Origin of the sequence: Synechococcus sp. TAK9802 (assembly GCF_014279535.1) — a bacterium.
Classification (GTDB): domain Bacteria; phylum Cyanobacteriota; class Cyanobacteriia; order PCC-6307; family Cyanobiaceae; genus Parasynechococcus.
This window is the reverse complement of the sequence record NZ_CP047937.1, coordinates 1041940-1062056: the sequence shown is the minus strand read 5'-3', so window position 1 is coordinate 1062056 and position 20117 is coordinate 1041940. Positions and strand designations below refer to the sequence as shown.

Annotated in this window: 18 protein-coding genes and 1 pseudogene; 7 read left to right on the top strand and 12 right to left on the bottom strand. The window is 59.9% G+C overall.

Going from position 1 to position 20117, the window contains the following annotated elements; genetic code table 11:
- Positions 1–21 precede the first annotated feature (21 nt).
- On the top strand, positions 22–672 hold the full coding sequence (locus tag SynTAK9802_RS06165; protein ID WP_186497850.1) for a cofactor assembly of complex C subunit B: 651 nt from the start codon (positions 22–24) through the stop codon (positions 670–672).
- Here SynTAK9802_RS06165 and lptC read toward each other — a convergent pair.
- On the bottom strand, positions 617–1783 hold the full coding sequence (lptC, locus tag SynTAK9802_RS06160; RefSeq protein WP_186497848.1) for an LPS export ABC transporter periplasmic protein LptC: 1167 nt from the start codon (positions 1781–1783) through the stop codon (positions 617–619). The two genes, SynTAK9802_RS06165 and lptC, sit on opposite strands and share 56 nt — an antisense overlap.
- Positions 1770–3314 carry a methionine--tRNA ligase gene (gene metG / locus SynTAK9802_RS06155; protein WP_186497846.1) on the bottom strand — a complete coding sequence of 515 codons (1545 nt, stop codon included), beginning with the start codon at positions 3312–3314 and terminating at the stop codon, positions 1770–1772. The genes lptC and metG overlap by 14 nt, the downstream gene beginning before the upstream one ends.
- 86 nt (positions 3315–3400) lie before the next feature.
- Here metG and SynTAK9802_RS06150 point away from each other — a divergent pair, with 86 nt between their 5' ends.
- Positions 3401–5188: an FAD-dependent oxidoreductase gene (locus SynTAK9802_RS06150; RefSeq protein ID WP_186497844.1), complete on the top strand. Its 1788-nt coding sequence runs from the start codon at positions 3401–3403 to the stop codon at positions 5186–5188.
- Here SynTAK9802_RS06150 and SynTAK9802_RS06145 read toward each other — a convergent pair.
- The 3 genes from SynTAK9802_RS06145 to rpmG are packed head-to-tail and all read right to left on the bottom strand — an operon-like array spanning position 5176 to position 7671.
- Positions 5176–7206, bottom strand: coding sequence for a ribonuclease catalytic domain-containing protein (locus SynTAK9802_RS06145; RefSeq protein ID WP_186497842.1), 2031 nt, complete (start codon positions 7204–7206; stop codon positions 5176–5178). The two genes, SynTAK9802_RS06150 and SynTAK9802_RS06145, sit on opposite strands and share 13 nt — an antisense overlap.
- 10 nt (positions 7207–7216) lie before the next feature.
- Complete coding sequence (gene rpsR, locus SynTAK9802_RS06140; RefSeq protein ID WP_006041316.1) at positions 7217–7438, bottom strand: 30S ribosomal protein S18; 222 nt, start codon at positions 7436–7438, stop codon at positions 7217–7219.
- Positions 7439–7476: 38 nt separating this feature from the next.
- Positions 7477–7671, bottom strand: a complete 195-nt coding sequence (rpmG, locus tag SynTAK9802_RS06135; RefSeq protein ID WP_006851071.1) for a 50S ribosomal protein L33 — start codon at positions 7669–7671, stop codon at positions 7477–7479.
- A gap of 127 nt (positions 7672–7798) precedes the next feature.
- On the opposite strand from rpmG, the gene pheT reads away from it, so the two are divergent.
- Positions 7799–10222, top strand: a complete 2424-nt coding sequence (gene pheT / locus SynTAK9802_RS06130; RefSeq protein ID WP_186497840.1) for a phenylalanine--tRNA ligase subunit beta — start codon at positions 7799–7801, stop codon at positions 10220–10222.
- Here the strand turns inward: pheT and rlmD are convergent.
- The gene (gene rlmD / locus SynTAK9802_RS06125; RefSeq protein ID WP_186497838.1) at positions 10212–11609 is read right to left on the bottom strand and encodes a 23S rRNA (uracil(1939)-C(5))-methyltransferase RlmD; all 1398 of its coding nucleotides are present in this window, start codon (positions 11607–11609) and stop codon (positions 10212–10214) included. The two genes, pheT and rlmD, sit on opposite strands and share 11 nt — an antisense overlap.
- 100 nt (positions 11610–11709) lie before the next feature.
- On the opposite strand from rlmD, the gene apcD reads away from it, so the two are divergent.
- Both apcD and SynTAK9802_RS06115 read left to right on the top strand, forming a co-directional pair.
- Positions 11710–12204: an allophycocyanin subunit alpha-B gene (gene apcD / locus SynTAK9802_RS06120; protein WP_186493203.1), complete on the top strand. Its 495-nt coding sequence runs from the start codon at positions 11710–11712 to the stop codon at positions 12202–12204.
- A 756-nt stretch (positions 12205–12960) separates the two neighbouring features.
- Positions 12961–13491 (top strand): YqhA family protein, encoded by a 531-nt coding sequence (locus tag SynTAK9802_RS06115; protein WP_186497836.1) that lies wholly within the window; start codon positions 12961–12963, stop codon positions 13489–13491.
- Between the two features lie 65 nt (positions 13492–13556).
- On the opposite strand, the gene SynTAK9802_RS06110 is transcribed toward SynTAK9802_RS06115, so the two are convergent.
- Positions 13557–14504 carry a molecular chaperone DnaJ gene (locus SynTAK9802_RS06110; RefSeq protein ID WP_186497834.1) on the bottom strand — a complete coding sequence of 316 codons (948 nt, stop codon included), beginning with the start codon at positions 14502–14504 and terminating at the stop codon, positions 13557–13559.
- A 78-nt stretch (positions 14505–14582) separates the two neighbouring features.
- A pseudogene (locus SynTAK9802_RS06105) lies at positions 14583–16125 on the bottom strand (DUF3370 family protein).
- 154 nt (positions 16126–16279) lie between these two features.
- Here SynTAK9802_RS06105 and SynTAK9802_RS06100 point away from each other — a divergent pair.
- Entirely contained in the window at positions 16280–16465 is a 186-nt protein-coding gene (locus SynTAK9802_RS06100; protein ID WP_114989156.1) for a hypothetical protein, read from the top strand.
- Here the strand turns inward: SynTAK9802_RS06100 and SynTAK9802_RS06095 are convergent.
- The 3 genes from SynTAK9802_RS06095 to SynTAK9802_RS06085 are packed head-to-tail and all read right to left on the bottom strand — an operon-like array spanning position 16450 to position 18895.
- Positions 16450–17130: a sigma-70 family RNA polymerase sigma factor gene (locus tag SynTAK9802_RS06095; protein ID WP_186497832.1), complete on the bottom strand. Its 681-nt coding sequence runs from the start codon at positions 17128–17130 to the stop codon at positions 16450–16452. The genes SynTAK9802_RS06100 and SynTAK9802_RS06095 overlap by 16 nt on opposite strands.
- 18 nt (positions 17131–17148) lie before the next feature.
- On the bottom strand, positions 17149–18006 hold the full coding sequence (locus SynTAK9802_RS06090; RefSeq protein ID WP_186497830.1) for a DUF4922 domain-containing protein: 858 nt from the start codon (positions 18004–18006) through the stop codon (positions 17149–17151).
- Positions 17996–18895, bottom strand: coding sequence for a SpoIID/LytB domain-containing protein (locus SynTAK9802_RS06085; protein WP_255487887.1), 900 nt, complete (start codon positions 18893–18895; stop codon positions 17996–17998). The genes SynTAK9802_RS06090 and SynTAK9802_RS06085 overlap by 11 nt, the downstream gene beginning before the upstream one ends.
- Positions 18896–18949: 54 nt before the next feature.
- Between SynTAK9802_RS06085 and SynTAK9802_RS06080 the strand changes: the two genes are divergently transcribed.
- A complete protein-coding gene (locus SynTAK9802_RS06080; protein WP_186497826.1) occupies positions 18950–19684 on the top strand; it encodes an SDR family NAD(P)-dependent oxidoreductase in 735 nt (244 codons plus the stop codon).
- On the opposite strand, the gene SynTAK9802_RS06075 is transcribed toward SynTAK9802_RS06080, so the two are convergent.
- A complete protein-coding gene (locus tag SynTAK9802_RS06075) occupies positions 19666–20061 on the bottom strand; it encodes a DUF2237 family protein (protein WP_115009057.1) in 396 nt (131 codons plus the stop codon). The genes SynTAK9802_RS06080 and SynTAK9802_RS06075 overlap by 19 nt on opposite strands.
- Between the last annotated feature and the right edge of the window lie 56 nt (positions 20062–20117).

The following is a 20117-nucleotide window of genomic DNA, read 5'->3' as shown; positions in this document are numbered from 1 at the left end:
TTCTGACAGCACCCTCTGTTGATGCCAGGTCCCGCCCGAGCTGTTCTGATCTGTGCGCTTCTGTTGCTGGGTCTGACCGTGACCAATGCAGGGGTAGCGCAGAGCGTGACACCGGAATTTCAACGGGCCGAAGTTCTGGCGGGGATGGCAGCGGTGGGGCTGATGCTGGTGGCTGTGCTGTGGACACGGGCGAACCCCAAGTCAGCAGAGAAAGTTCCGTTGCAGGGAGAACAGGGACTTTTGATGGCGGATCACTTCAGCGAAAACCAACAACAGGAGCTGGCCTGGGGCAGCCACATGCTGTTGACGGCGACGCCAGCTGCATCCGTGCTCGTGTTCTGGCGCCATCAGGTCGTGCTGCGTCGGGGCCTGATCAGTCTGGAGGCTTTCGAGCCAGGAGCTATCACCCAACGGGCCATGGAGCGTGAGCAAACCATCTCCTTGGTCAACACAACGCTCTTTCCAGGCCGAGCGGAATTCGACGCGATGCTGCCATCACTTCCCGCCATCGTTGTTTGCCCGATGGGGAAGGAGGGAGCTGTGATCGTGGGGGGATGGTCGCCTCGCTGTTTCACCCGCTCCGATGAGCGATGGATCGAGGGCTGGACCCAGCGGCTCAGAACGACACTTGCGGCCGGCGAGGCTTCTCCTGTGCAGCCGGACTCAGCTTGATCGTCGATTCAACCCTCGCTCCGGCTTGGCCGAAGCGGATCGCACCATCGTCCGAAATCTTGGCCTCCATGCGCGAAGCCCGCGTGATCTGCTCCGGTTCGGTCCGCTGCAGAACCACATCGCCATCAGCAACAACCCGTTCACTCCGCCAGTTCCAAGCGCAGCGTTGGGCCGTCAATGTTTCCAACGTCTGCTCAACGCGACAATCATTGGCAATGATCACGGTGCCAGTGCGCTGATCAAGCTTGAACCCCCTCCCCTGCACCTTGCTGTTTTTCAACTCAGCCTGAATGGGTTGATCGGATTCAAGTTGCTCCGCCGAAAACAGCCAACGCGTCCGGCCGGCAGTGATCCGACCCCGGTCGCTTTCCAGCACCAGCGTGACCGGTTGTTGTAGGTCGAGGTAACCCTGGCGGATATTGCCATCCAGTCCTGAAGCACTGAGCGTGCGGCCATCGCTGCGGATGGCCTGCACCGGACCAGGCGCTTGAAACAAACCGCTCTTCAGATTCCAGGTTCCACGTCCACCCCGCACCACTGTGGAAGCAGCATTGTTGCCATCAACACGGTTCAGCTGGGTTGGGCCCTTGAACTGCAGCAACTCGGTGTCCTGCTGGAACACCAGCTCGCGTGGGTGGATTTGCGCCTTACCATCGTTGGCCTTGGGCCGTTGATTGATCACCATTCGCGACTGCGATGGCGTCCAAATCAGATTGTCTCCCTCAATCGTCAGCCCCCGTTGGTTCAACTGCCGCAGCTGAACCGATCCTTCAAGAACGACGAGCTCTCCATCCCGCAACACCGTGGCGAGATCGGCGCTGATCCTGTAATGCGGTTGATCATTCCGATAGAGAACGCCCTCGGGACGTCGTGCACGGATGGTTCGACTGCTCAGGTCGTAACGCGCCTCGGGGCTGGTGAGATCCCAGTCACGGTTGCCATCGTCGGCCCGCTGGCTCAAATCCAGCGACCGGAAGACAAAGGACGGCGTGGGTTCAAGCGCAATCGGTCGCCGCGTTGTGCAACCGGTGAGCCATGCACTCGCCACAAGGGCTGCTGCCAGACCACACCGTGACAAGTGACCCAGCATGCTTTGTTCAGAGCGGTTCATCCAGTTCCAACCGCTGCATCACCGGTGTTGGCTTCGGCAGCGCGGAACCGCTGCACAGCCTGCCCCAATTCAGCTGTTTCGACCAGTTGTCTGGATCCAGGCTTTCCCCAAGTTGAGACAGGATCCGCTCGCTGAGGTCGGGCAAGAGCGGGGCAAGCAGGAGTCCAACGATGCGGGTGGTTTCCAGCACAGCAAACAAATCCTCGGCCACGCTCTGCTCTTGACCGGGCTCCTTCATGCGACTCCAGGGAGCCGTGTCATTGAGATGACCGTTAGCGGCAATGGCCAACTGAAGGATCGACTCGGACGCAGTCTTGAACGCGAGCTGCGGCATCGCCTCCATCACCGTGCTGACGGTTTCCGCAGCCTTGAGGGCCAGGGGATGGTCAGCACTTGAGGCTGCTCCTGCCGGGGGAACACCGTCATCGAACCATTTGCGCGCCATCGACGAGGTGCGATTCAGCAGGTTGCCGATGGTGTTGGCCAGATCGTTGTTGACCAGATCCACAAAGCGTTGCTGTTGGAAATCGCCGTCGTCTCCGAATTGGATGTCGCGCAGGAGGTACCAACGAACGGCATCACTGCCGCATCGCTCCAGCAACAGTTCGGGGTCCAGCACATTGCCGAGGGATTTGCCCATCTTCTGGCCCTCACGGGTGAGGAAGCCATGGCCGAAAACCTTTTGCGGCACCGGCAGTCCTGCAGACATGCACATGGCAGGCCAGAACACAGCGTGGAAGCGAAGGATGTCCTTGCCGATCACGTGCACGGAGGCGGGCCAACCGCAGGAGGCGAGCCGATCGAGCGATACCGCTTCCCCATCATCAAGAAGCGCTGTGAGATAACCCAGTAGGGCATCAAACCAGACGTAGAAGGTGTGGCCTGGATGGTCGGGGACCGGAAGTCCCCAGGACACATTCACCCGTGAAATGGAGAAGTCGCGCAGACCTTGAGCGACGAAGTTGCGCACTTCCTGTCGTCGGCTGGCAGGGGCGATGAAGTCATCGCGCGCCACCAACTCCTCAATGGCAGATTGATAGCGGGAGAGCCGAAAGAACAGGTTCTCCTCATCGCGCCACTCGAGAGGCTTGCGGTGGATCGAACAAGAGGGCGACTCCGCTTCGGCCGGATCATCCTTGTATTCCTCGCAATCGACGCAGTACCAGCCGGTCTGCTTACCGATAACGATGTCGCCGGATGCCTTGACCCGTTCGTAGAACTGTTCCACCAATTCCAGATGGCGCGGGTTGGTGGTGCGCACAAAGCGATCGTCAGAAATCCCCCACTGATTCCAGAGATCGCGGTACCGGCTGCTGACCTTGTCGCAGTGGTCCTGGGGGCTCAACTGATGACGTTCTGCCGTGCGCTGAATCTTCTGGCCGTGCTCATCAACACCGGTCACGAAGGTCACCTTCTCCAGCTGCAGCCGCTCAAAGCGAGCCAAGGCATCACAGGCCAGGGTCGTGTAAGTGCTGCCCAGATGGGGACGATCGTTGACGTAATAGAGCGGAGTCGTAAGGGTGTAAGGCATCAGAAAAGTTGGAACTCCGCTGCACCGCAGCGACGACAGACTCTAACGAGCATGCCCATCTCGCTCCACGCCAAACAGACCTCCTCATGACGCACCGCGACGTGGTGGTCTGGGGTGGTGGCTGCGGCGGCGTCGCTGCTGCGCTGCAGAGCGCAAGATCAGGAGCAGACACGACACTGTTCACCCCTGGCCCCTGGCTGGGGGGCATGGTGAGTTCGGCAGGAGTCTGTGCTCCGGATGGCCATGAACTCACCTGTTGGCAAACCGGGATCTGGGGCGCCTTTCTGCGCCAGTTGGAGTTGGAGGAGCCGAGCGGGCTCGACCACAACTGGGTGAGTTGTTTCGGATACAGGCCGCAAACAGCCGAACGGATCCTGCAACGCTGGGTGGCGGCTGAGCCCAGGCTGGACTGGCGTCCCCACTGCATGCTGGAACAGGTTCACGGCCAGCAGGGTCGCCTCCAGTCTGTGGAGATCCACAGCGCCAATGGCGTCGAAAGCTTTTCCGCCGACGTGTTTGTGGATGGCAGCGATCTGGGTGATCTGCTTGCCCTGTCGTCCGCCCCCTTCCGCTGGGGGTGGGAAGCGAAGGAGATCTGGGATGAACCCAGCGCCCCCGAGCAATCCCGGCTTGAGAGCGAAGCATTTTTTCAAGAGCAACCGATTCAGTCACCCACCTGGGTGGTGATGGGCCAATTGCATGGGGAACTCGCTCCGCGCCATGCCGCAGCGATCCCGCGGATTCCGTTCGATCGGAGCACCGCCAGCTTCGGCCTCGAGAAAACCATCACCTATGGCCGTCTGCCCAGCGGCCTGGTCATGCTCAATTGGCCCCTGGAGGGCAACGACTGGCACAACAGCCTCGATCGAGCCCTCAGTGCTGATGGCGAGGTTCGTGCGGAGCTGGCCCAGGAGATGCAACGGCACAGCAAGGATTTCCTGGCGGCCCTGGAGAAATGCAGCGGTGGTTGGATCTCTGCCGGCAACGCCTTCCCGGGAGTCGATCCAAGCCTGGCGTTGATGCCGTACTGGCGAGAAGGCCGGCGGCTGATGGGTCGCAAAACGGTCACGGAACGCGACCTCTTGCCGATCTCCACAGAAGCCCTACGGGGACCGCTCCCCATCGATGCCCAGGGTCGCTGCACCAGCATCGCTGTGGGCACCTATGCCAATGACCATCACTACCCGGGCGAGGACTGGCCTCTCGCGCCAAAAAGTGTGCGTTGGGGAGGACGTTGGAGCGGGACGCCCTTCTGCATCCCCTTCGATGCCCTGATCACAGACTCAATCCCCAACCTTGTGATGGCCGAGAAAGGCTTCAGCGTCAGCCACATGGCCAATGGGGCCACGCGCCTGCAGCCTTTGATCCTCAATCTGGGCCAGGTGGCGGGTCTGGCGGCGGCCATGGCGGTTCGCCAGGGCTGTGACCCTGCTGATCTGCAAGTTGAGGCCATCCAGTCAGCCCTGATCCACGAGCCGCAGGCCCCTGCAGCAGTTCTCCCGATCTGGGACTGGCCGCTCTGGCATCCGCACTGGGTTAAGGCACAGGAGCAGGGCTTGGCTCAGCCTGAACACATGGACGCCATGGGCCGCGTTTCAGGCCCAAGGGCCAGCATGCTGCTTCCCCCTGGCGTGAACCAGGCGCCAAATCAGCCTCATGAGGTTGGCCTCAGTGGCGTGCTCACCGGCAACCTTCATGAGGGCTACCACTTAGAAACCGTTGAAAGGATCTGGCCTCTGATCACCCTTGAACCGGCAATCCATCGCTGGCTATCCGACGAGGATCATTCGGGCCGAACCCTGAACCTCCGCGGCATTAAGAATCCCTGGGGGCCCTGGGTGCGGATCACTGGGGTTCTGGATCAAGCCAACTGAAGCTGCAGCTCACCGCGTACCGGGTCAGCCCGCCCCACCCTGAGTTCAAGAGCATCACCAGAAGCAGGGTCGGCTGCAGACACACAGCCGACCAGATCCATGGCCAGCTCGCTCACATGAACCAGGGCCAAGCGATCCTGCGGACGCAGCCAGCGCAGGAATACGGCCGACCAAACGGTGTTCTGATGCTCGGCGAACCACACCTGCTGCCAGTGGCGCTGATCCTCACGGCTGATCTGAATGGATTGGCGCAATGGATCATCGAGGTCATCGATCACTTCCCGCAGACGCTCTTCATCCATCGGTGCCAGCGCCGAAAGCTGGGCAATGATCTGGCGGTGGGCGACGAGATCGGCGTAGCGACGGATGGGTGACGTTGCCTGCACATAGGCCTCAAGTCCGAGGCTGAAATGGGGCATGGCTCGCGTGCCCTGCACGCCTCGGCTCAAGCAGCGCTTGACCGCCGCATCACGGGCTGGTCCCTCGGGGATTCGATCGAGTTCATCGCTGGAGGGCAGCTTCGCCGCAGGCTGACTGCGGAAGGGCAACGGCAGGCTGTGCTCTTGCCCAAAGCCGGCCACAACAGCTCCCATCAGCAGCATCGCTTCACTCACCATCAGGCGGGAGGGTGAAGGGTCAATCACCTGCAGCGTCAAGGCTCCATCGCTGCGGCGGAAGCGTCCTTCAGGCCGGTCAAACATCACGGCTCCTTTGGAACGGCGCCAGCGCATGCGCAACATCAGGAGTCCCGAGAGATCCGAGAGGGCTTCATCCCCTGGGGGTGCCAACTCGATCAGCTCATCACCATCGGTGTAGGTGAGGCCATAGCGGGGTCGGATCCAGCTGCGCGCAATCCGTTGCTCCGCCACAGCACCATCCTCATCGAGGCGAACGGCCACACTGAGGGCTGCACAGCGCTGTCCAGCCCGAAGACTGAGGGGACCGGCCGCCAGCTCCAGAGGCAGCATGGGCATCACACCCTCCGCCAGATACAAACTGGTGGCTCGACGTCTGGCTTCCTGATCAAGGGGGGAGTCAATGTCGATCAGACGGCTGGGATCAGCGATGTGGATCCAGATCCAATCGACGCCATCACGACGCTCCAGCGAGAGCGCGTCATCAATTTCTCGAGTGCCCGCATCGTCCAGGCTGTAGGTGGCCAGGTGAGTGAGGTCGATGCGCTGCTCATCCCCAGGTCGCTCTTCATTCGAAAGAGCAACAAGACGATTCGCTTCCTCCACCAGATCAGAGGGAAAACAGCGGGACCAGACGCTGCCCCTCAGGCCAATGGGCTCATTGGGATCGAGCAACCCACGCACGATCAACCACTGCCGCAGATCGGCGGCATCTGAACCAATCGACAACGCTGCCGACCACTGCTGGAGATCCAGGTCGGTACCAACCGCAGCGGGATTGTCTTTCAGCAACTGAATCCAGTGGCTGAAGCGCTCGTCCCAAACAGGGTCCAGCTCCAGGCGTTCAGCATCGCTGAGGGCTCGCTCTGCCCGCAGCAACGCGAGCTGCCGTTGTTCATGTTGTTGCGCCTGCCGCTCAGCTCGGCGTTGGCGCCGCAGGCTGGCCCTCTCTTCGCGGGAGAGTGGCTGGATCAAACGGTCACGACGCCAGCGGAACAACTGTTGGTCCCCATGCAGCCAGGCCCACAGCGCTGCTAGACCAGCGAGGTTGAACGGGGTCAGTACCAGCTCCCCCAGCTCGCAGAGGCTCAGTCGAGCCATGCCCCCCGGTTGATCCATTTCCAGCAGCTGCCAGGCCTCCACGACGGCCCGCGCTGATGGAGCGCTGTCCTGCACCTGCTCAGGGGCAGGCAGTTCACTGGCATCGAATAGATGCTCGGGATCGATGGCAATCAGATCGCGTAGGGGCAGGCCCTGGTCGCGACGTTGACCACCAAAAGAAAGAACCGCCTTGCTGCCCTTGATGGACAGAAGACGGCCGAAAAGAGGGGAACCCTTGAGAACAACCGCGACGGTGTCTCCGGGTTGGATTGAGTTGTTCAACGCCCGAAGATCAACCTTCGGGGTTCACGAACGGCAGAAGGGCAACGATGCGGGCACGCTTGACGGCGTTGGTGAGATCGCGCTGCTGCTTGGCGGTAAGGCCGGTGAGGCGACGGGGAAGGATCTTGCCGCGTTCGGTGATGAACTTCTTGAGAAGATCCACATCCTTGTAATCGATGGGATCACCGGGCTTGATCGGCGAAAGACGCTTCTTGAAAAAGGAGCTGGACATGACTCAGGAACGGATGGAGGAAAGACGGACCTGCAAGGTCACTTGATCTCCTTGTGGAGCGTGGACTTGTTGCAGTGGGGACAGAACTTTTTGATCTCCAGCCGTTCGGTGGTGTTCCGGCGGTTCTTTTCCGTCGTGTAGCGAGACACGCCGGGTGAACGCTTGGCGGGATTGGACCGGCATTCGGTGCACTCGAGAGTGATCACGATCCGGACGCCCTTGTTCTTGGCCATAAAGGACGTTGCGCCGCAGGTGCGAAGCGAATTGACAAACATCGAGCTTACCCCCTGACCCGACAGGTTCAGGGCAGCTCCCCCAGAGGGGACTTCCTAAGATCGCGCGCTATCTGGCTTAGATCCGATGCGGGTATCCATCTCCTGGCTGAAGCAGCTGGTCCAGGTGAATGAGTCCGTGGACGATCTCTCCGAGCGCCTCTCGATGGCGGGCTTTGAGGTGGACGACGTTGATGACCTCAGCGCCCGGGCCCAAGGCGTGGTGGTTGGCCATGTGCTGGAACGGGAGAAACACCCCAATGCCGACAAGCTCAGCGTCTGCACGGTGGATGTGGGAGCTCAGGACCCCATCCAGATCGTGTGTGGTGCCAGCAACGTGCGTGCCGGGATCCATGTCCCGGTGGCCATGGTCGGTGCCACCCTCCCCGCCGTTGGCTTGACGATCAAAGCCGGTGAATTGCGGGGTGTGGCCAGCAACGGAATGATCTGCTCCCTGACGGAGCTGGGCCTGACGGAGCAGTCCGACGGCATCGCCATCCTGGATGAGCTTGGGGAGTCGCTGCCGGCCAACGGGACGCCCGTGGCGCCCCTGCTGGGTCTCGACGACACCGTTCTGGAGCTGGCCATCACCGCCAATCGCCCCGACGGCCTCTCGATGGTGGGTATTGCCCGCGAGGTGGCGGCCCTGACCGGTGGCAGTTTGAGCCTGCCCGAGCTGGATCTGGATCCCAGCACCACGCCGCTGAACGCAGAACTGGATGGCTGCTTCTACTCGATCACCAGGATCGAGGGTGTGGACGGCTCCAAGGCCTCACCCACCTGGTTGCAGAAGCGCCTTGAGCATGGTGGCGTGAACAGCGTCAATGCGGTGGTTGACGTCACCAATTTGGTGATGCTGGAGCAGGGGCAGCCCCTCCACGCCTTTGATGCCGATGCGCTGGAACGACTGACCGGGCAACCGGTGGACGCCAAGAGTTTTGCCGTCCGTTCCGCTCGCGATGGGGAAATTTTCGTGGGTCTGGATGATCAGAAGCGCACCCTCGACAGCCGTGTTCAGGTCGTCACCTGCCATGACAGGCCTGTCGCCGTCGCTGGTGTGATGGGGAGTCTCGAGAGTGGGGTGACTGCCAGTACCCGGAACATCTGGCTCGAATCCGCTCTGTTTGCTCCGCCGCGGGTTCGTCAGTCGGCCCGGGCCCTGGGCTTGCGCACGGATGCCAGCAGCCGTTTCGAAAAAGGGTTGCCTGTGGAAATGACCCTGCCCTGTTCGGCCCGTGCTTTGGCCTTGTTGAGTCAGGAGTTTTCCTGCTCTGAGAGCGGCCGTTGGGTGGGCGGTAACGGTCCCGCAGAAGCGGAACCGGTGCTGTTGAGACGCTGTGCCCTCCATCAACTGCTTGGCCCCCTCCATGCTGCCGATGGCCCGGAGGATCTCGATGACACCAGCATCGAAACCTGCCTGACAGCCCTCGGTTGCCAGCTCTCAGCCCATGAGCAGGGCTGGCAGGTGATTGCACCGCCCTCAAGACGGCAAGACCTTCAGCGTGAAGTTGATCTGATCGAGGAGGTGGCGCGTCTTGTGGGCTTCGATCGGTTTGAGGCTCACCTGCCGGATCCGCTGGAGCCCGGTGCCCTCACCCCGCGCCAGCAGGCGGAACGGCGCCTGCGGCAGCTGTTCTGTTCCACAGGGTTGCAGGAGGTCACCACCCTGTCTCTCGTCCCGGCTTCGGAGCAGGAACAGCGCATCGCCATCAGCAATCCGTTGTTGGCCGACACAAGCCATCTGCGCACGAACCTCTGGGAAGAGCACCTGCAGATCTGTGTTCGCAATCTGAAGGCATCACAGCGCGGTTGCTCTGTTTTCGAGATCGGCAACACCTACAGCGGTTCACCGGAAGCCGTCAGCCAGACCGCCATTCTTGGTGGCGTGATCTGCGGAGATCGACGCCTCTCCACCTGGGCCACCAGCGGCAAGCCGCAGGCGCCCGACTATTTCCAGGCCCGTGGCGTTCTCACCAGGGTGATGGAGGCCCTGCAGCTGGAGCTGTCTGACCGTCGCCTCACGGACGACGCACGACTGCATCCGGGTCGTGCCGCCACCCTGGTGTTGGAAGGATGCCCCTTGGGTTGTTTCGGTCAGCTTCACCCAGCCCTGGCGGAGGAGCTCGATCTTCCTGAAGCCACATATCTGTTCGAACTCGACCTTGCGCGACTGCTGGATGCCGCTACCCGCAGCAACCGTTGGACGCCGGCCTTCAAGCCCTACCCAACCGTGCCTTTCAGCGAGCGGGACCTTGCCGTCATCGTCGACCGATCCAGTGCAGCTGCCGATCTGATCCAAGCCATCCGCAAGGCGGGCAAACCCCTTCTGGAGCAGGTGGAACTGGTGGATCGCTTTGAGGGCGAACAGCTGGGCGACAACAAAGTGAGCCAGGCATTCCGTCTGCGCTACCGCGGCAAGAACGAAACCCTCACCGACGACAAAATTCAGCCTGTTCACGACAAGGTGCGTGCCGCTTTGAGCAAGCAGTTTCAGGCTGAGCTCAGGAGCTGATCCGTTTCAGCAGCGCCAACGATTCGAGGTGCGTTGTCTGGGGGAAGAAGTCCACGGGCTTGAGCATCTCCAGCTCGTAGGGGCCTGATGGGGCGAGCAGTGCTTTGAGATCCCTTGCTTGCGTGGCGGGGTCACAGCTGAGGTAAGCCAGCACGGCAGGTGGCCGCTCAAGGATGCTGTCCACCACGCGTCGATCGAGCCCCCGGCGCGGGGGATCCAACACCAGCGCCTGACAGTCGTCTAGCTGAGCAGCTAGAAGATCGGCCACATCGCCGGCATCAAAGGCACAGCGGGAGGAAAGACCGTTGTGCATGGCATTAAGCCGGGCCTGCTCCACCGAGTCGGGGTTGAGTTCCAGACCTTGAACATCAAAACCGGCCTTGGCCAGGGGCAGGGCAATGGTTCCGACGCCGCAATAGGCGTCGACCACGCGTGCGCCGGCGCACTGAGTCAAAAGCCAGTCTGTGAGGCGTTGAACGATCCGTTCCGCTTGCGGCGTATTCACCTGAACAAAGGTGGTGCTGCTGAGGGCGAGCTTGATGCCGCAGAACTGTTCCTCAATGGTGGGAACACCGGCGAGGCAATGGGTGGTGCGACCGAGCACCAGGTTGTTGGCCTTGGGTTGAAGGTTGAGGCAGACCCCTTTCACCGCGGACCAACGCTCCACCCAGCTCTGTGCGAGGTACTCAAGGCCTCGAAGTTGAGCGTGGCTGCTGATCAGCGTGATCAACACGTCTCCGGTGGCGCTGGCCAGACGAAGGCCGAGATGGCGCAGCCCCTGGGCTTCGAGCAGGTCATGGTCGGCCGGCCACCCCCCTGCATCCAGGTCCTGCTTGAGAGGCTCCACCAACGCGTCCAGGCGTGGATCGAGCACCGGGCAGTGGTTCAGGTTGACGATCTTGTGGGTCTTCGGTCGGAAGTAGCCGGCCTTCAAGCGTCCGTTCTGGTCTCGCTTCAGCGGGATCAAAGCCCTGTTGCGGTAACCGAAACAACGTTCCGCATCAACAAGCGTGGGCTCAGGGGCAACGTCAATTCCCCCGATGCGCTGCATGGTCTGTTGAATCTGCTGGGCTTTCCAACGGGTTTGGGCGTGGTCATCCAGGCGTTGCAGGGTGCAACCACCGCAGTCGTCGGCAAGGATGCAGGGAGGGCGCCGCCGATCTGCGGAGAACGTGATCTGATCCACCCGACGGCTCAACCAGCGCGACTTCTGGCGTTGCTGAAGCTGGACCGTGGCGCGCTCCCCCGGCAAGAGATCAGGAACGACGATCACCCAGTTGTTCCAACGGGCCAGACCCTTGCCGTCGCGATCTAGGTCAACAGCCTCGAGCTCGATTGTGAGCCCGGGCCGCGGTTCACTGCTGTTCGGGCTCTCGACTTTGGTCATGCTCTCGATTCCCTGCCATTGCAATGGCGTAACACCCGGGCGGTGATGGGTCAGGTGAACGGGTCGAGACCACTAAACTCCACAAAGCCTGCCCAGTTCCATGAGCGTTGTCCGGGATCTCATCCTCCAGGCCGATGACGATCTGCGGTATCCCACCAGCGGAGAACTCCGCACCATGGTGGATTTCCTCGACCAAGGCGCCATGCGCGTTTCTGTGGTCAAGGTTCTGACCGAGAACGAAAAAAAGATCGTCGACGAATCGGCCAAGCAATTGTTTGGTCGCAAACCTGAGTACGTCGCCCCTGGCGGCAATGCCTACGGTCAGCGCCAGCGGGCCCAGTGCCTTCGCGACTACAGCTGGTACCTCCGTTTGATCACCTACGGAGTTCTGGCCGGCAGCACTGAAATGATCCAGGAGATCGGTCTGGTGGGTGCTCGCGAGATGTACAACAGCCTCGGTGTTCCGATGCCCGGAATGGTTGAAGCCATGAAGTGCATGAAGGAAGCGTCCCTGTCGTTGTTGTCGGAACAGCAGGTGAAGCTCGCGTCTCCTTATTTCGACTTCTTGATTCAGGGCATGCAGACGTCCACCTGATTCAAGGTTGTACGTGTTCAAAAGAGCCGGGCCCTCGAGCCCGGTTTTTTATTGTCCACTTGTCTTGACTGAGACAACATTCAAGACCTGAAATGCGCCTCAGTTGAGACCTAGGGGATGAAAATCTGCTTCTTATTTTCTGCCAATCATCTGCTGAAGTCGTGCAGGGCATCCTCTCGATGATTCGATCGGCTGCTCGAGGGCGTCAGGTCTTTGCATAGTCCATGGGTCGACATTCTTGAACAGCCCTGGCCGAGGCCTCGTAATGTCAATTCGTCCTGGGTGAGACACTAATCAAGACTCTTGATAAGTCTAGATTGAGTCACTTGGAACATGTCTTTGGCTTCCAGCTGATCGAGGGACATGTGATTGAAGTTGTGAAGCGATTCCGCATGAACAGCAGGACAATGGTCTGGATTCGAGGTTTCGAGGCTCGAAAAGGTGAACTCCAATTGCGTACCTGTGTCTACAGCAGGTACGCAAGCCTGAAAGCCTTTGCCTTCAAGCGGTTTTGCCGGTCACAGGCAACCCCTGGACTGGCCGTGGACTACAGGTAAAGCTATCAAGACAATGGTTTTTTGCAGAAGGAAGGGTGCTGCGACACTCTCGGCTGCGTGGCAAATAAAAACCACCATTTTTTGAATCTTGAGGATTAGCGCGCATTGCAGGCAAGACTCTTATTGGGTCCTGAAATGTGTCGCAGTCAAGACCTCAGATTCTGTTGATCTGACTGCGAACGGATGATCGGATAGGACCATGGCGGCGCGATGGATTGAACGTCGGTTTGAACACCTGATCTGGAAATTCCGGCTGATCAGCATCGTTCCGGTGGTATTGAGCCTGCTCGGAAGCGTTGGCTGCTTCGTCATTGGACCGGTTGAGGTCTTCAACGCCTTCCTTGTGATCATGCGCCTGCCCTTCACGGCCAAGAGCATTGCGGCCAAAACAATCGCCCAGATGGTGGGAGGGGTTGATTACTTCGTGATCGGCATCGCACTGCTGATCTTTGGCTATGGCATCTACGAACTGGTGATTTCAGACCTTGATCCACGCCTGGAGGGTGGCGAGGAGCAGCACATCAACATTCTCTCGGTGAACAGCCTCCAAAGCCTGAAGAACAATCTGTCCAATGTGATTGTTGTGGGCCTGATTGTTGCGGCGTTCAAAAAAACCATTGGCTTCGAGGTGAACAACGCCACTGATCTATTGGCGCTGTGTGGTTCCGTGGCCATGTTGGCCCTCAGTGCTTGGTTGATTGCTCGAAGCCACGGAGCTGGCCATGATTGACAATGCAACCGTCTCAGGTAAGACACATATCTAGACTTTTCTAGCGTCTCAGTCGCGACAAGCGGTCAACGGTTTCTGTACAGCTCACGCAGCAGCCGATAGGCCTCATTGAGTCGGCGCATCGCATCGGTGGAACCACCCGCATCAGGATGTTCTTCAAGCGCCCGTTGCTTGTAAGCCTCCCGGATGGAGCTAAGAGTGACCGAAGTTCCTGCTTGGGTTGATAGACCCAACAGCTTGAGAGCCCCATGCACCGTCATGGTCGACTCAAGGGTTTCAAAGGAGGTGACCTGTCTGCTGCGGCGGAAACGGTTCACAAAACGGCGGATCAAGGTCGGCATCCGTTCTGCCAACGAGGATGTTGCAAAGGGATCCTCAAGAGCGCCAGCCACGACCATCACCCGACCCAGCGATGGATCGCTTGACTCCCAGCTGGCACAGAGTGTCTCAACGGCTGCATTGGCAGCAGACCAGGTGAATGGACGCCCATCACTGGCATCGGTGCTGGACCAGACATCTCGGGCCAGCCAGGTCATGGCCGCTTCAATCACTGTTGGGCCAGGTGGTTGGCCATAGAGAGACCTCCAGTGTTCTTCTGCGGCAGCACTGGCCTCTCTTAAATCGGCTAGGTCCACCGTTGAGACAAGGGGGTCGTTCTGGGGGGAATCGCGTTGCTGCGGAGAGCGAAGCGTCGCTTTCAGCTGACTGGTGCGCTTGCTGACGAACCCCGGCAGGTCGATGCCAGAGGAGCCACCCCCCGAGGGAAGCCCAGAGGCTGAGGCTGGAGCGTCTTCACCCCCTTGCTGTTGGTTGCCCGTTGAGATCAGAACAAGACTGGTGACCTCATCGGGCCCAGTGGCGACCTCTGGTTCAGCATCGTCCTTGAGAGGATCGACCTCAGGATCCGATGCTGCATCCCCAGGGTCGAGCAGATCCTGGAGGAGCATTTCGAGCACCCGGCCCCGGGAACGGGCTCCGTATTCACCCTTGAGCTGGTCAATCAACGCGACCATGGGCTCTGACATCTCCACAGAGATGCGTTGACGTTTTGAGTCCTCGCCGCTCAAAAGTTCAATCCACCTTTGGGCAGGTTATCGACCCTGAAGCTGGAGCAACCATTGCTGCTGAGATCGAATCACATCGCCGTAACCGGGTCGGGCGAAAGGCACAACAGCAGGAATCACAGGAGCCTGCCTTACAGATGCAGGCTTCACAGGTGCAGGGTTCACAACAACAGGCTTGGCTTCAGGTGGAGGAGGAGCGGTCTTCGGCCCCACCATGCGGGATTTACTGTCCGCGATTTTGACCTGGGCGTCCCGCTGTTGTTGCTTGCGGCGATGAAGCATGGCCAGCTGCTGAACGGGAACCACACTGAGGAGATGGCCTGGGGTGGCATCAGCCGGATAAACCAAGCTCACCTTCACCGCCTTGCGCGTGCCAGGCAACAGGTTGAGATCAGCCAGGGCCAGGCTCTCCCCTGAGCGCATGCCCACGTGAACCTCTTGAAGGGTTCGATCCTGACGAATCTGCAGTGATCCACGGAAGGCTGTGAACGTCTTCTTGCCCGACACAACCGGGTGACTGAGCACCAGTTGATGGGGCCCTGCACCAGAAACATTGAGGGTCACGTCATAGCGAACCCCATAGGTGCCGACGTTGTTCAGAGCGGAATCAACCATCCGTGTGGTCAACGGATTGACCTGAAAGTCGCTGGTGCCGAAGTGATGCCGCTTCGTGCTGGTCAGGGGCACGTGGAGTGGCCCCTGGTTGAGATCATGGCTGATCTCAGCTTTGTAGGCATCGCCCAGGGCAACGCCGGCCACCCGGGAGAAAACACGACCCAGCTGGATCTCACGAATCCGGTTGAGATAAATCCTTCCCGGTGCCAGTCGCCCCGACTGCAGCACCGCGAACAGATCGGCATCCTGTGCTGATTGCTCGGCGGCAACGACAGCCATCGTGAAAGGACCGTTGCTGCGTCCTCTCAGCAGCCCGTTGGCAATGCCACGGGCAGGGAGCACCGTGCGCACCACAACCCTCTGCCCTCCTGCCGGAATCACCACCTGTTCGGGTAATTTCCGGTCCAGTTCACCGCGCAGCAGTTGAACGGCGGTGGCATCGCCTGGCCCTGTGTTCCAAGGACGCTTCCCAAGGGGTTTGACCCCCATCAAACGATTCGGGTGATAAGGCGCTTCAAAACTGTTTTTGACGGAGCCTCGATCGAAATGGAGCGTGATCGGGCTTGATCCGGGATTCGTCGCGATCAGAGCCAGGGTCATCAAGCCTCTGGATCGACGCCCCCCCCAACTTGGCTTGGTCTTTGGGGTAGTACTTGTGATGCATATGAACGCCGAACTCACCGTTGAAGGTGTGGGAGGCATTGCGAAGCGGCTGGTTCGACTCCGCAGCGATTGCTGAGCCCGCAGCCGTGTTCACCAGGATTCCTGGACCGGTGACGATCTCCGGTTGATTGGAATGAAGAACCGGAACGTTGTTGAAGGTGCCGTTGAGAGGTCGCGCCTTTTGACCTGCCATAAGCGCGACGTAGGCCTCAGCGTTGCGCTGAGGCACGCACTCAAAACCCGCAAGCGAGACGCAGGTCAAGACCAAGAATGAGATTTGCCTGAGACTCATGCGGCTTGCTGCTGTGGTGTTCGGAGCAACGTCGACACCACGATTTGGATGCTCTCAATTCACACCGTAGTTCCACCTTCTGAGACAGCCAACAGATTGATGAGTCACACCGTGCCTGAAAATCGGTCAGCATGGGCTCAGCGTCGACGCTGAAATGCTTCCTCCGTTCTGCTGTAGCCCCAGCACCGATCACACAAGCCTGCGTCGCCAGCATCAGGAACGGAAGTTGTCGATGCTGCGGTTCTGGCGTGATGGTGCTGAACGGCAGCTGTCGGCCCTGAATGCCGCCATCAAAACTCTTCAGGAACAGATGGATCGCGATGCTCAGGCGTCCGGCTGATCGGCGTTCAAACTCTTCGCGATGGTGTTGAGGCCGCGTTTCACGCGCCTCTGAACTGTCATCGCTGAAACCCCAAGCAGTCGCCCTGTCTGCCTCAGACTCATCCCATCAATGACGACCATCTGCAGCGCACATTGGTCGTCGTTTTCAAGGTTGCGGAAGAGCTTGTTCACCCTGCTCCAGGCCTCTGAGCGTTCGACCAGATCCATCCCTTGCGCTGTGTCGTCGAGAACGTCGTCGTTGAATTCCACCCAGTGCTGCTTGCTGTGGTAGTGGTCAACCACGAAGGCATCGGCTGGGCTCAGAGCAGAGCCCTCCGAACTGCGGATCATCTGCATGGCCCGTTCTTCAACGGCCCTGGGGAGTCGCATCAGTCCGACTCTGTCGCGAAGGAAGTGGAGAATCGCTCCCCGAATGTGCGGTTTGGCGAAGCTTGGAAAGGGAGCCCCCCGCTGGGCGTCGTAGCGGTTGTAGGCCTTGATCAAGCCAAGACATCCCACTTGCAGGAGATCGTCGCTTTCTAGGCCTGTCTGTTGGGCGTAATGACGGGCAATGGGTTGAACCAGATGCAGGTTGTCCTGAATTTGTCGGTTCCGACGCTTGAGGCAGGTCTTGTCCAATGGATGGTTGAGGGTTGCATCTCCAGCCTTGGCAGAGAGAAGCAAGTCAAGACATCCGTGCCATCACCGAACTTTTAAGTCCTGGGTGTCGACAACAGCTTGAAGCAGGGCCTCCGGTCCAGAACGCTGAATCCACTCTCGATCGGAGACTTCGGTGCTCAACAAGGATCCGGCGAAGCCGAGGGCGTTGACACTGAAACCGCGAATCCCCTCCCTGCTGCGGCGAACCATGGCCATCCACTGACGTGTGAGCAACAGGTTGTAAGCCCCTCGCGGGCAGGCATCGGTGCTGGGGTGCCCCAGACCGAGGTCTTCAGCCAGGGCGAGATACAACGCTTGAAGCATTTCACCCGTCAGAGTTGAACTGATCGCTGCGACCCGTGCACTGCGCAACAGAGGATCCTGAGCAGACGTGGTTGTGCCAGCCGCACAGCAACGGAACCAATCGTCCCGAGCACAGATCCGCTCCCCTTCTGACCGCGGTAACAACTGCAGATGACGATGGGGCTGACTGGCGCCGGCATCAGGCCCGCTGTTGAAGAACCACAGCCCCGTCGTCGTGGCATCAATCCTGGCGAGGGAGTGCCAATCCTCCAAGGACAACCAACCGGTCTGGGGTTGCCAGTCCTGGGTGATGAGCAACATGTGGGAGGTCTGAACGGGATATTTGTTGAGGATTACGACGTGGGATTCACCGATCCGGTCAACCTCCAGACGTTGGTCCCAGGGAAGAAACGGATTTGGCTTTGGACCCGATGCTCGAAGGTGTTTTGGTGTGGCGCTGAGGAGGTGGCGCAACTCAAAGCGACAACCTCTTTCCCCGACCAGATGGGTCAATGAGGTGTCGAGCGGAACAAGAGCTCCGGAAGCGGTCGATGCAACCGTGACCTCCATCGCTTTTCGAAGCAGTTCACTGGTCATGCCATGTCAACCGTGCCAGCGTGGCTCCTGCGTAGTACCTGCCGAGAATGGCATTGAAGGGGAGTCCCTGATGGGCAAGTTGCTGTGCCCCTGATTGACTCATGCTGGCGCCGAGATGGTCATGGGCTTCAGCACTCACCTGCGCATTTGACGCATAAAGGCTGTCCACAATGCCGCCGCTGTAACTCAGGATGATCCCGCGGGTTTCCCGTGTTGCTGAACGACTGGCCGGGGTGGTGCTTTGCTCCCCTGCAAACACCTGCCGACGGGTTGTATCCCCCAGGCGATACGCCGTCGTTGCCGGTCGGGCGAGATGGGCCATCGCATAGGAGCGTGCTGCAACGGCTTGCGCCTTGAGGGCTTCCCCATGCCAACTGCTGGGCATTTCGGCGCCGACCACGGAGGCCACGTAGGTCTCCAGATCAAGCGAGACCACCGGCAGCCAATCACCTTGGCCTTTCAGCAGTGATACATCGCCTTGATAATGCTGCTGGTTGATCTGAACAGGTCCACTGGAGCAATGAATCTCATGCTGAGGTGAGGAAGCGATCCTCTTCATTAGCTCTTGGGCAGGGATCACATCGCCGTGCTGGTAGCGACAGAGCACGTTGGGTCCAGGGCGGAAGGCGGTGATAGGGCTCTGGCTCACCAAACCGACGCGGATCTCCAGTGGCACATGGTCAGCACCAGGCGGCACCTTTGGAACCACGCTCGAACCGACAGTTGAATCGTGATCGAGCAGATCAGCCAAGCTTGATCTGAGCTGATCAGGCCGCTGTGAGAGAGGCCGAGCCAACCAGCCGATCAAAGCCGCCATGAAAAGACTACCGATTGCGGCCGGGAGCCAGAAATGACAGCGCATCGGCACCAGAACTGCTGTCAGAGCCACCAGCCGATGATGCCTGATTTCCGCTAGACGATCTCCTCTTCGCAGCAAGTTCACATGGTCGAAGAAGCTCCGACCACTTGGGCTGGCTTGGCTCTGGTGGTTGGCCCCGGCGGCATCGGAGCGGCGGTGGCAGCAGAACTGAAGCGCACCTGCCCTGATCTGAAGGTGCTCACCGCTGGACGTCATGGACCTCCGGCCTCCTCACTGCAACTGCAACTGGACCTCCAAAACGACAGTGATCTGGATGGTCTGAGCTCAAGCCTGCGAGCCCAGGGGCTCCCCCTGCGTTTGGTGTTCAACTGCAGCGGCCGTTTGCATGGTCCTGGGCTTCAACCGGAAAAACGTCTTCAACAGATCGATCGTTCTCAGTTGGAGGAGCAATTCGGCATCAACGCCATGGCACCGATCCTGCTGGCCAAGGCGATCGAGCCCTTGCTGCAGCGGGATCAACCCTTTCATTTCGCCAGCCTCAGTGCTCGCGTGGGAAGCATCGGCGACAACCGCACTGGGGGCTGGTACGGCTACAGGGCGGCCAAGGCGGCTCAGAACCAGCTGCTGCGCTGCCTGAGCATTGAATGGGCCCGCCGCTGGCCATTGGCCACCGTGAGCCTGTTGCATCCCGGTACGACCGACACAGCCCTGTCTCGTCCGTTCCAGAGCTTCGTGGCACCAGACAAACTTTTCACTCCAGAACGGGCTGCGCGTCAGTTGGTTGAGGTGTTGCTGCAACAGACCCCGGAACAATCAGGAGCCTTTCTCGCCTGGGACGGTCAGTCGATCGATTGGTGAGCGTGCTGCTTCAGCTGCTCGAGGCTGACAACCGTCAGGGCTGTGTCTTCCGTGGCCTCCAGGCGCACCAGCGGTGCGACGCCATCGTCGTAGGCCTGTTTCCAGCGCGGTGCACAGACGCACCAGTGGTCCCCTGGTTTCAAGCCCGGGAACTGAAACGCGGGCATCGGTGTGCTCAGGTCATTGCCCTGGGCCTTGCTGTAACTGAGAAATTGCTCGGTCATCACGCAGCAGATGCTGTGCTGGCCGAGATCCGATGGATCGGTTTGGCAGAGACCATTGCGATACCAACCCGTCATCGGTTCACAACTGCAACTCTCCAGTGGGTCGCCAAGAACGTTCCTGGCCGGCGGAAATTCGGGGCTGCTGCTGGACATCTGAGCGCTCTTTTGAGGGGGAGTCTGCCCAAGGACTGGCACATTTTGACTTCAGA

Coding starts and splice junctions, on each gene's coding strand:
- rpmG (WP_006851071.1), bottom strand. CDS start 7,671: ATGGCCAAGAACAAGGGCGTCCGGATCGTGATCACTCTCGAGTGCACC.
- SynTAK9802_RS06080 (WP_186497826.1), top strand. CDS start 18,950: ATGGTCGAAGAAGCTCCGACCACTTGGGCTGGCTTGGCTCTGGTGGTT.
- rpsR (WP_006041316.1), bottom strand. CDS start 7,438: ATGTCCAGCTCCTTTTTCAAGAAGCGTCTTTCGCCGATCAAGCCCGGT.
- SynTAK9802_RS06150 (WP_186497844.1), top strand. CDS start 3,401: ATGACGCACCGCGACGTGGTGGTCTGGGGTGGTGGCTGCGGCGGCGTC.
- rlmD (WP_186497838.1), bottom strand. CDS start 11,609: ATGACCAAAGTCGAGAGCCCGAACAGCAGTGAACCGCGGCCCGGGCTC.
- SynTAK9802_RS06075 (WP_115009057.1), bottom strand. CDS start 20,061: ATGTCCAGCAGCAGCCCCGAATTTCCGCCGGCCAGGAACGTTCTTGGC.
- SynTAK9802_RS06115 (WP_186497836.1), top strand. CDS start 12,961: ATGGCGGCGCGATGGATTGAACGTCGGTTTGAACACCTGATCTGGAAA.
- SynTAK9802_RS06090 (WP_186497830.1), bottom strand. CDS start 18,006: ATGACCAGTGAACTGCTTCGAAAAGCGATGGAGGTCACGGTTGCATCG.
- lptC (WP_186497848.1), bottom strand. CDS start 1,783: ATGAACCGCTCTGAACAAAGCATGCTGGGTCACTTGTCACGGTGTGGT.
- SynTAK9802_RS06165 (WP_186497850.1), top strand. CDS start 22: ATGCCAGGTCCCGCCCGAGCTGTTCTGATCTGTGCGCTTCTGTTGCTG.
- apcD (WP_186493203.1), top strand. CDS start 11,710: ATGAGCGTTGTCCGGGATCTCATCCTCCAGGCCGATGACGATCTGCGG.
- metG (WP_186497846.1), bottom strand. CDS start 3,314: ATGCCTTACACCCTTACGACTCCGCTCTATTACGTCAACGATCGTCCC.
- pheT (WP_186497840.1), top strand. CDS start 7,799: ATGCGGGTATCCATCTCCTGGCTGAAGCAGCTGGTCCAGGTGAATGAG.
- SynTAK9802_RS06110 (WP_186497834.1), bottom strand. CDS start 14,504: ATGGTCGCGTTGATTGACCAGCTCAAGGGTGAATACGGAGCCCGTTCC.
- SynTAK9802_RS06100 (WP_114989156.1), top strand. CDS start 16,280: ATGCTTCCTCCGTTCTGCTGTAGCCCCAGCACCGATCACACAAGCCTG.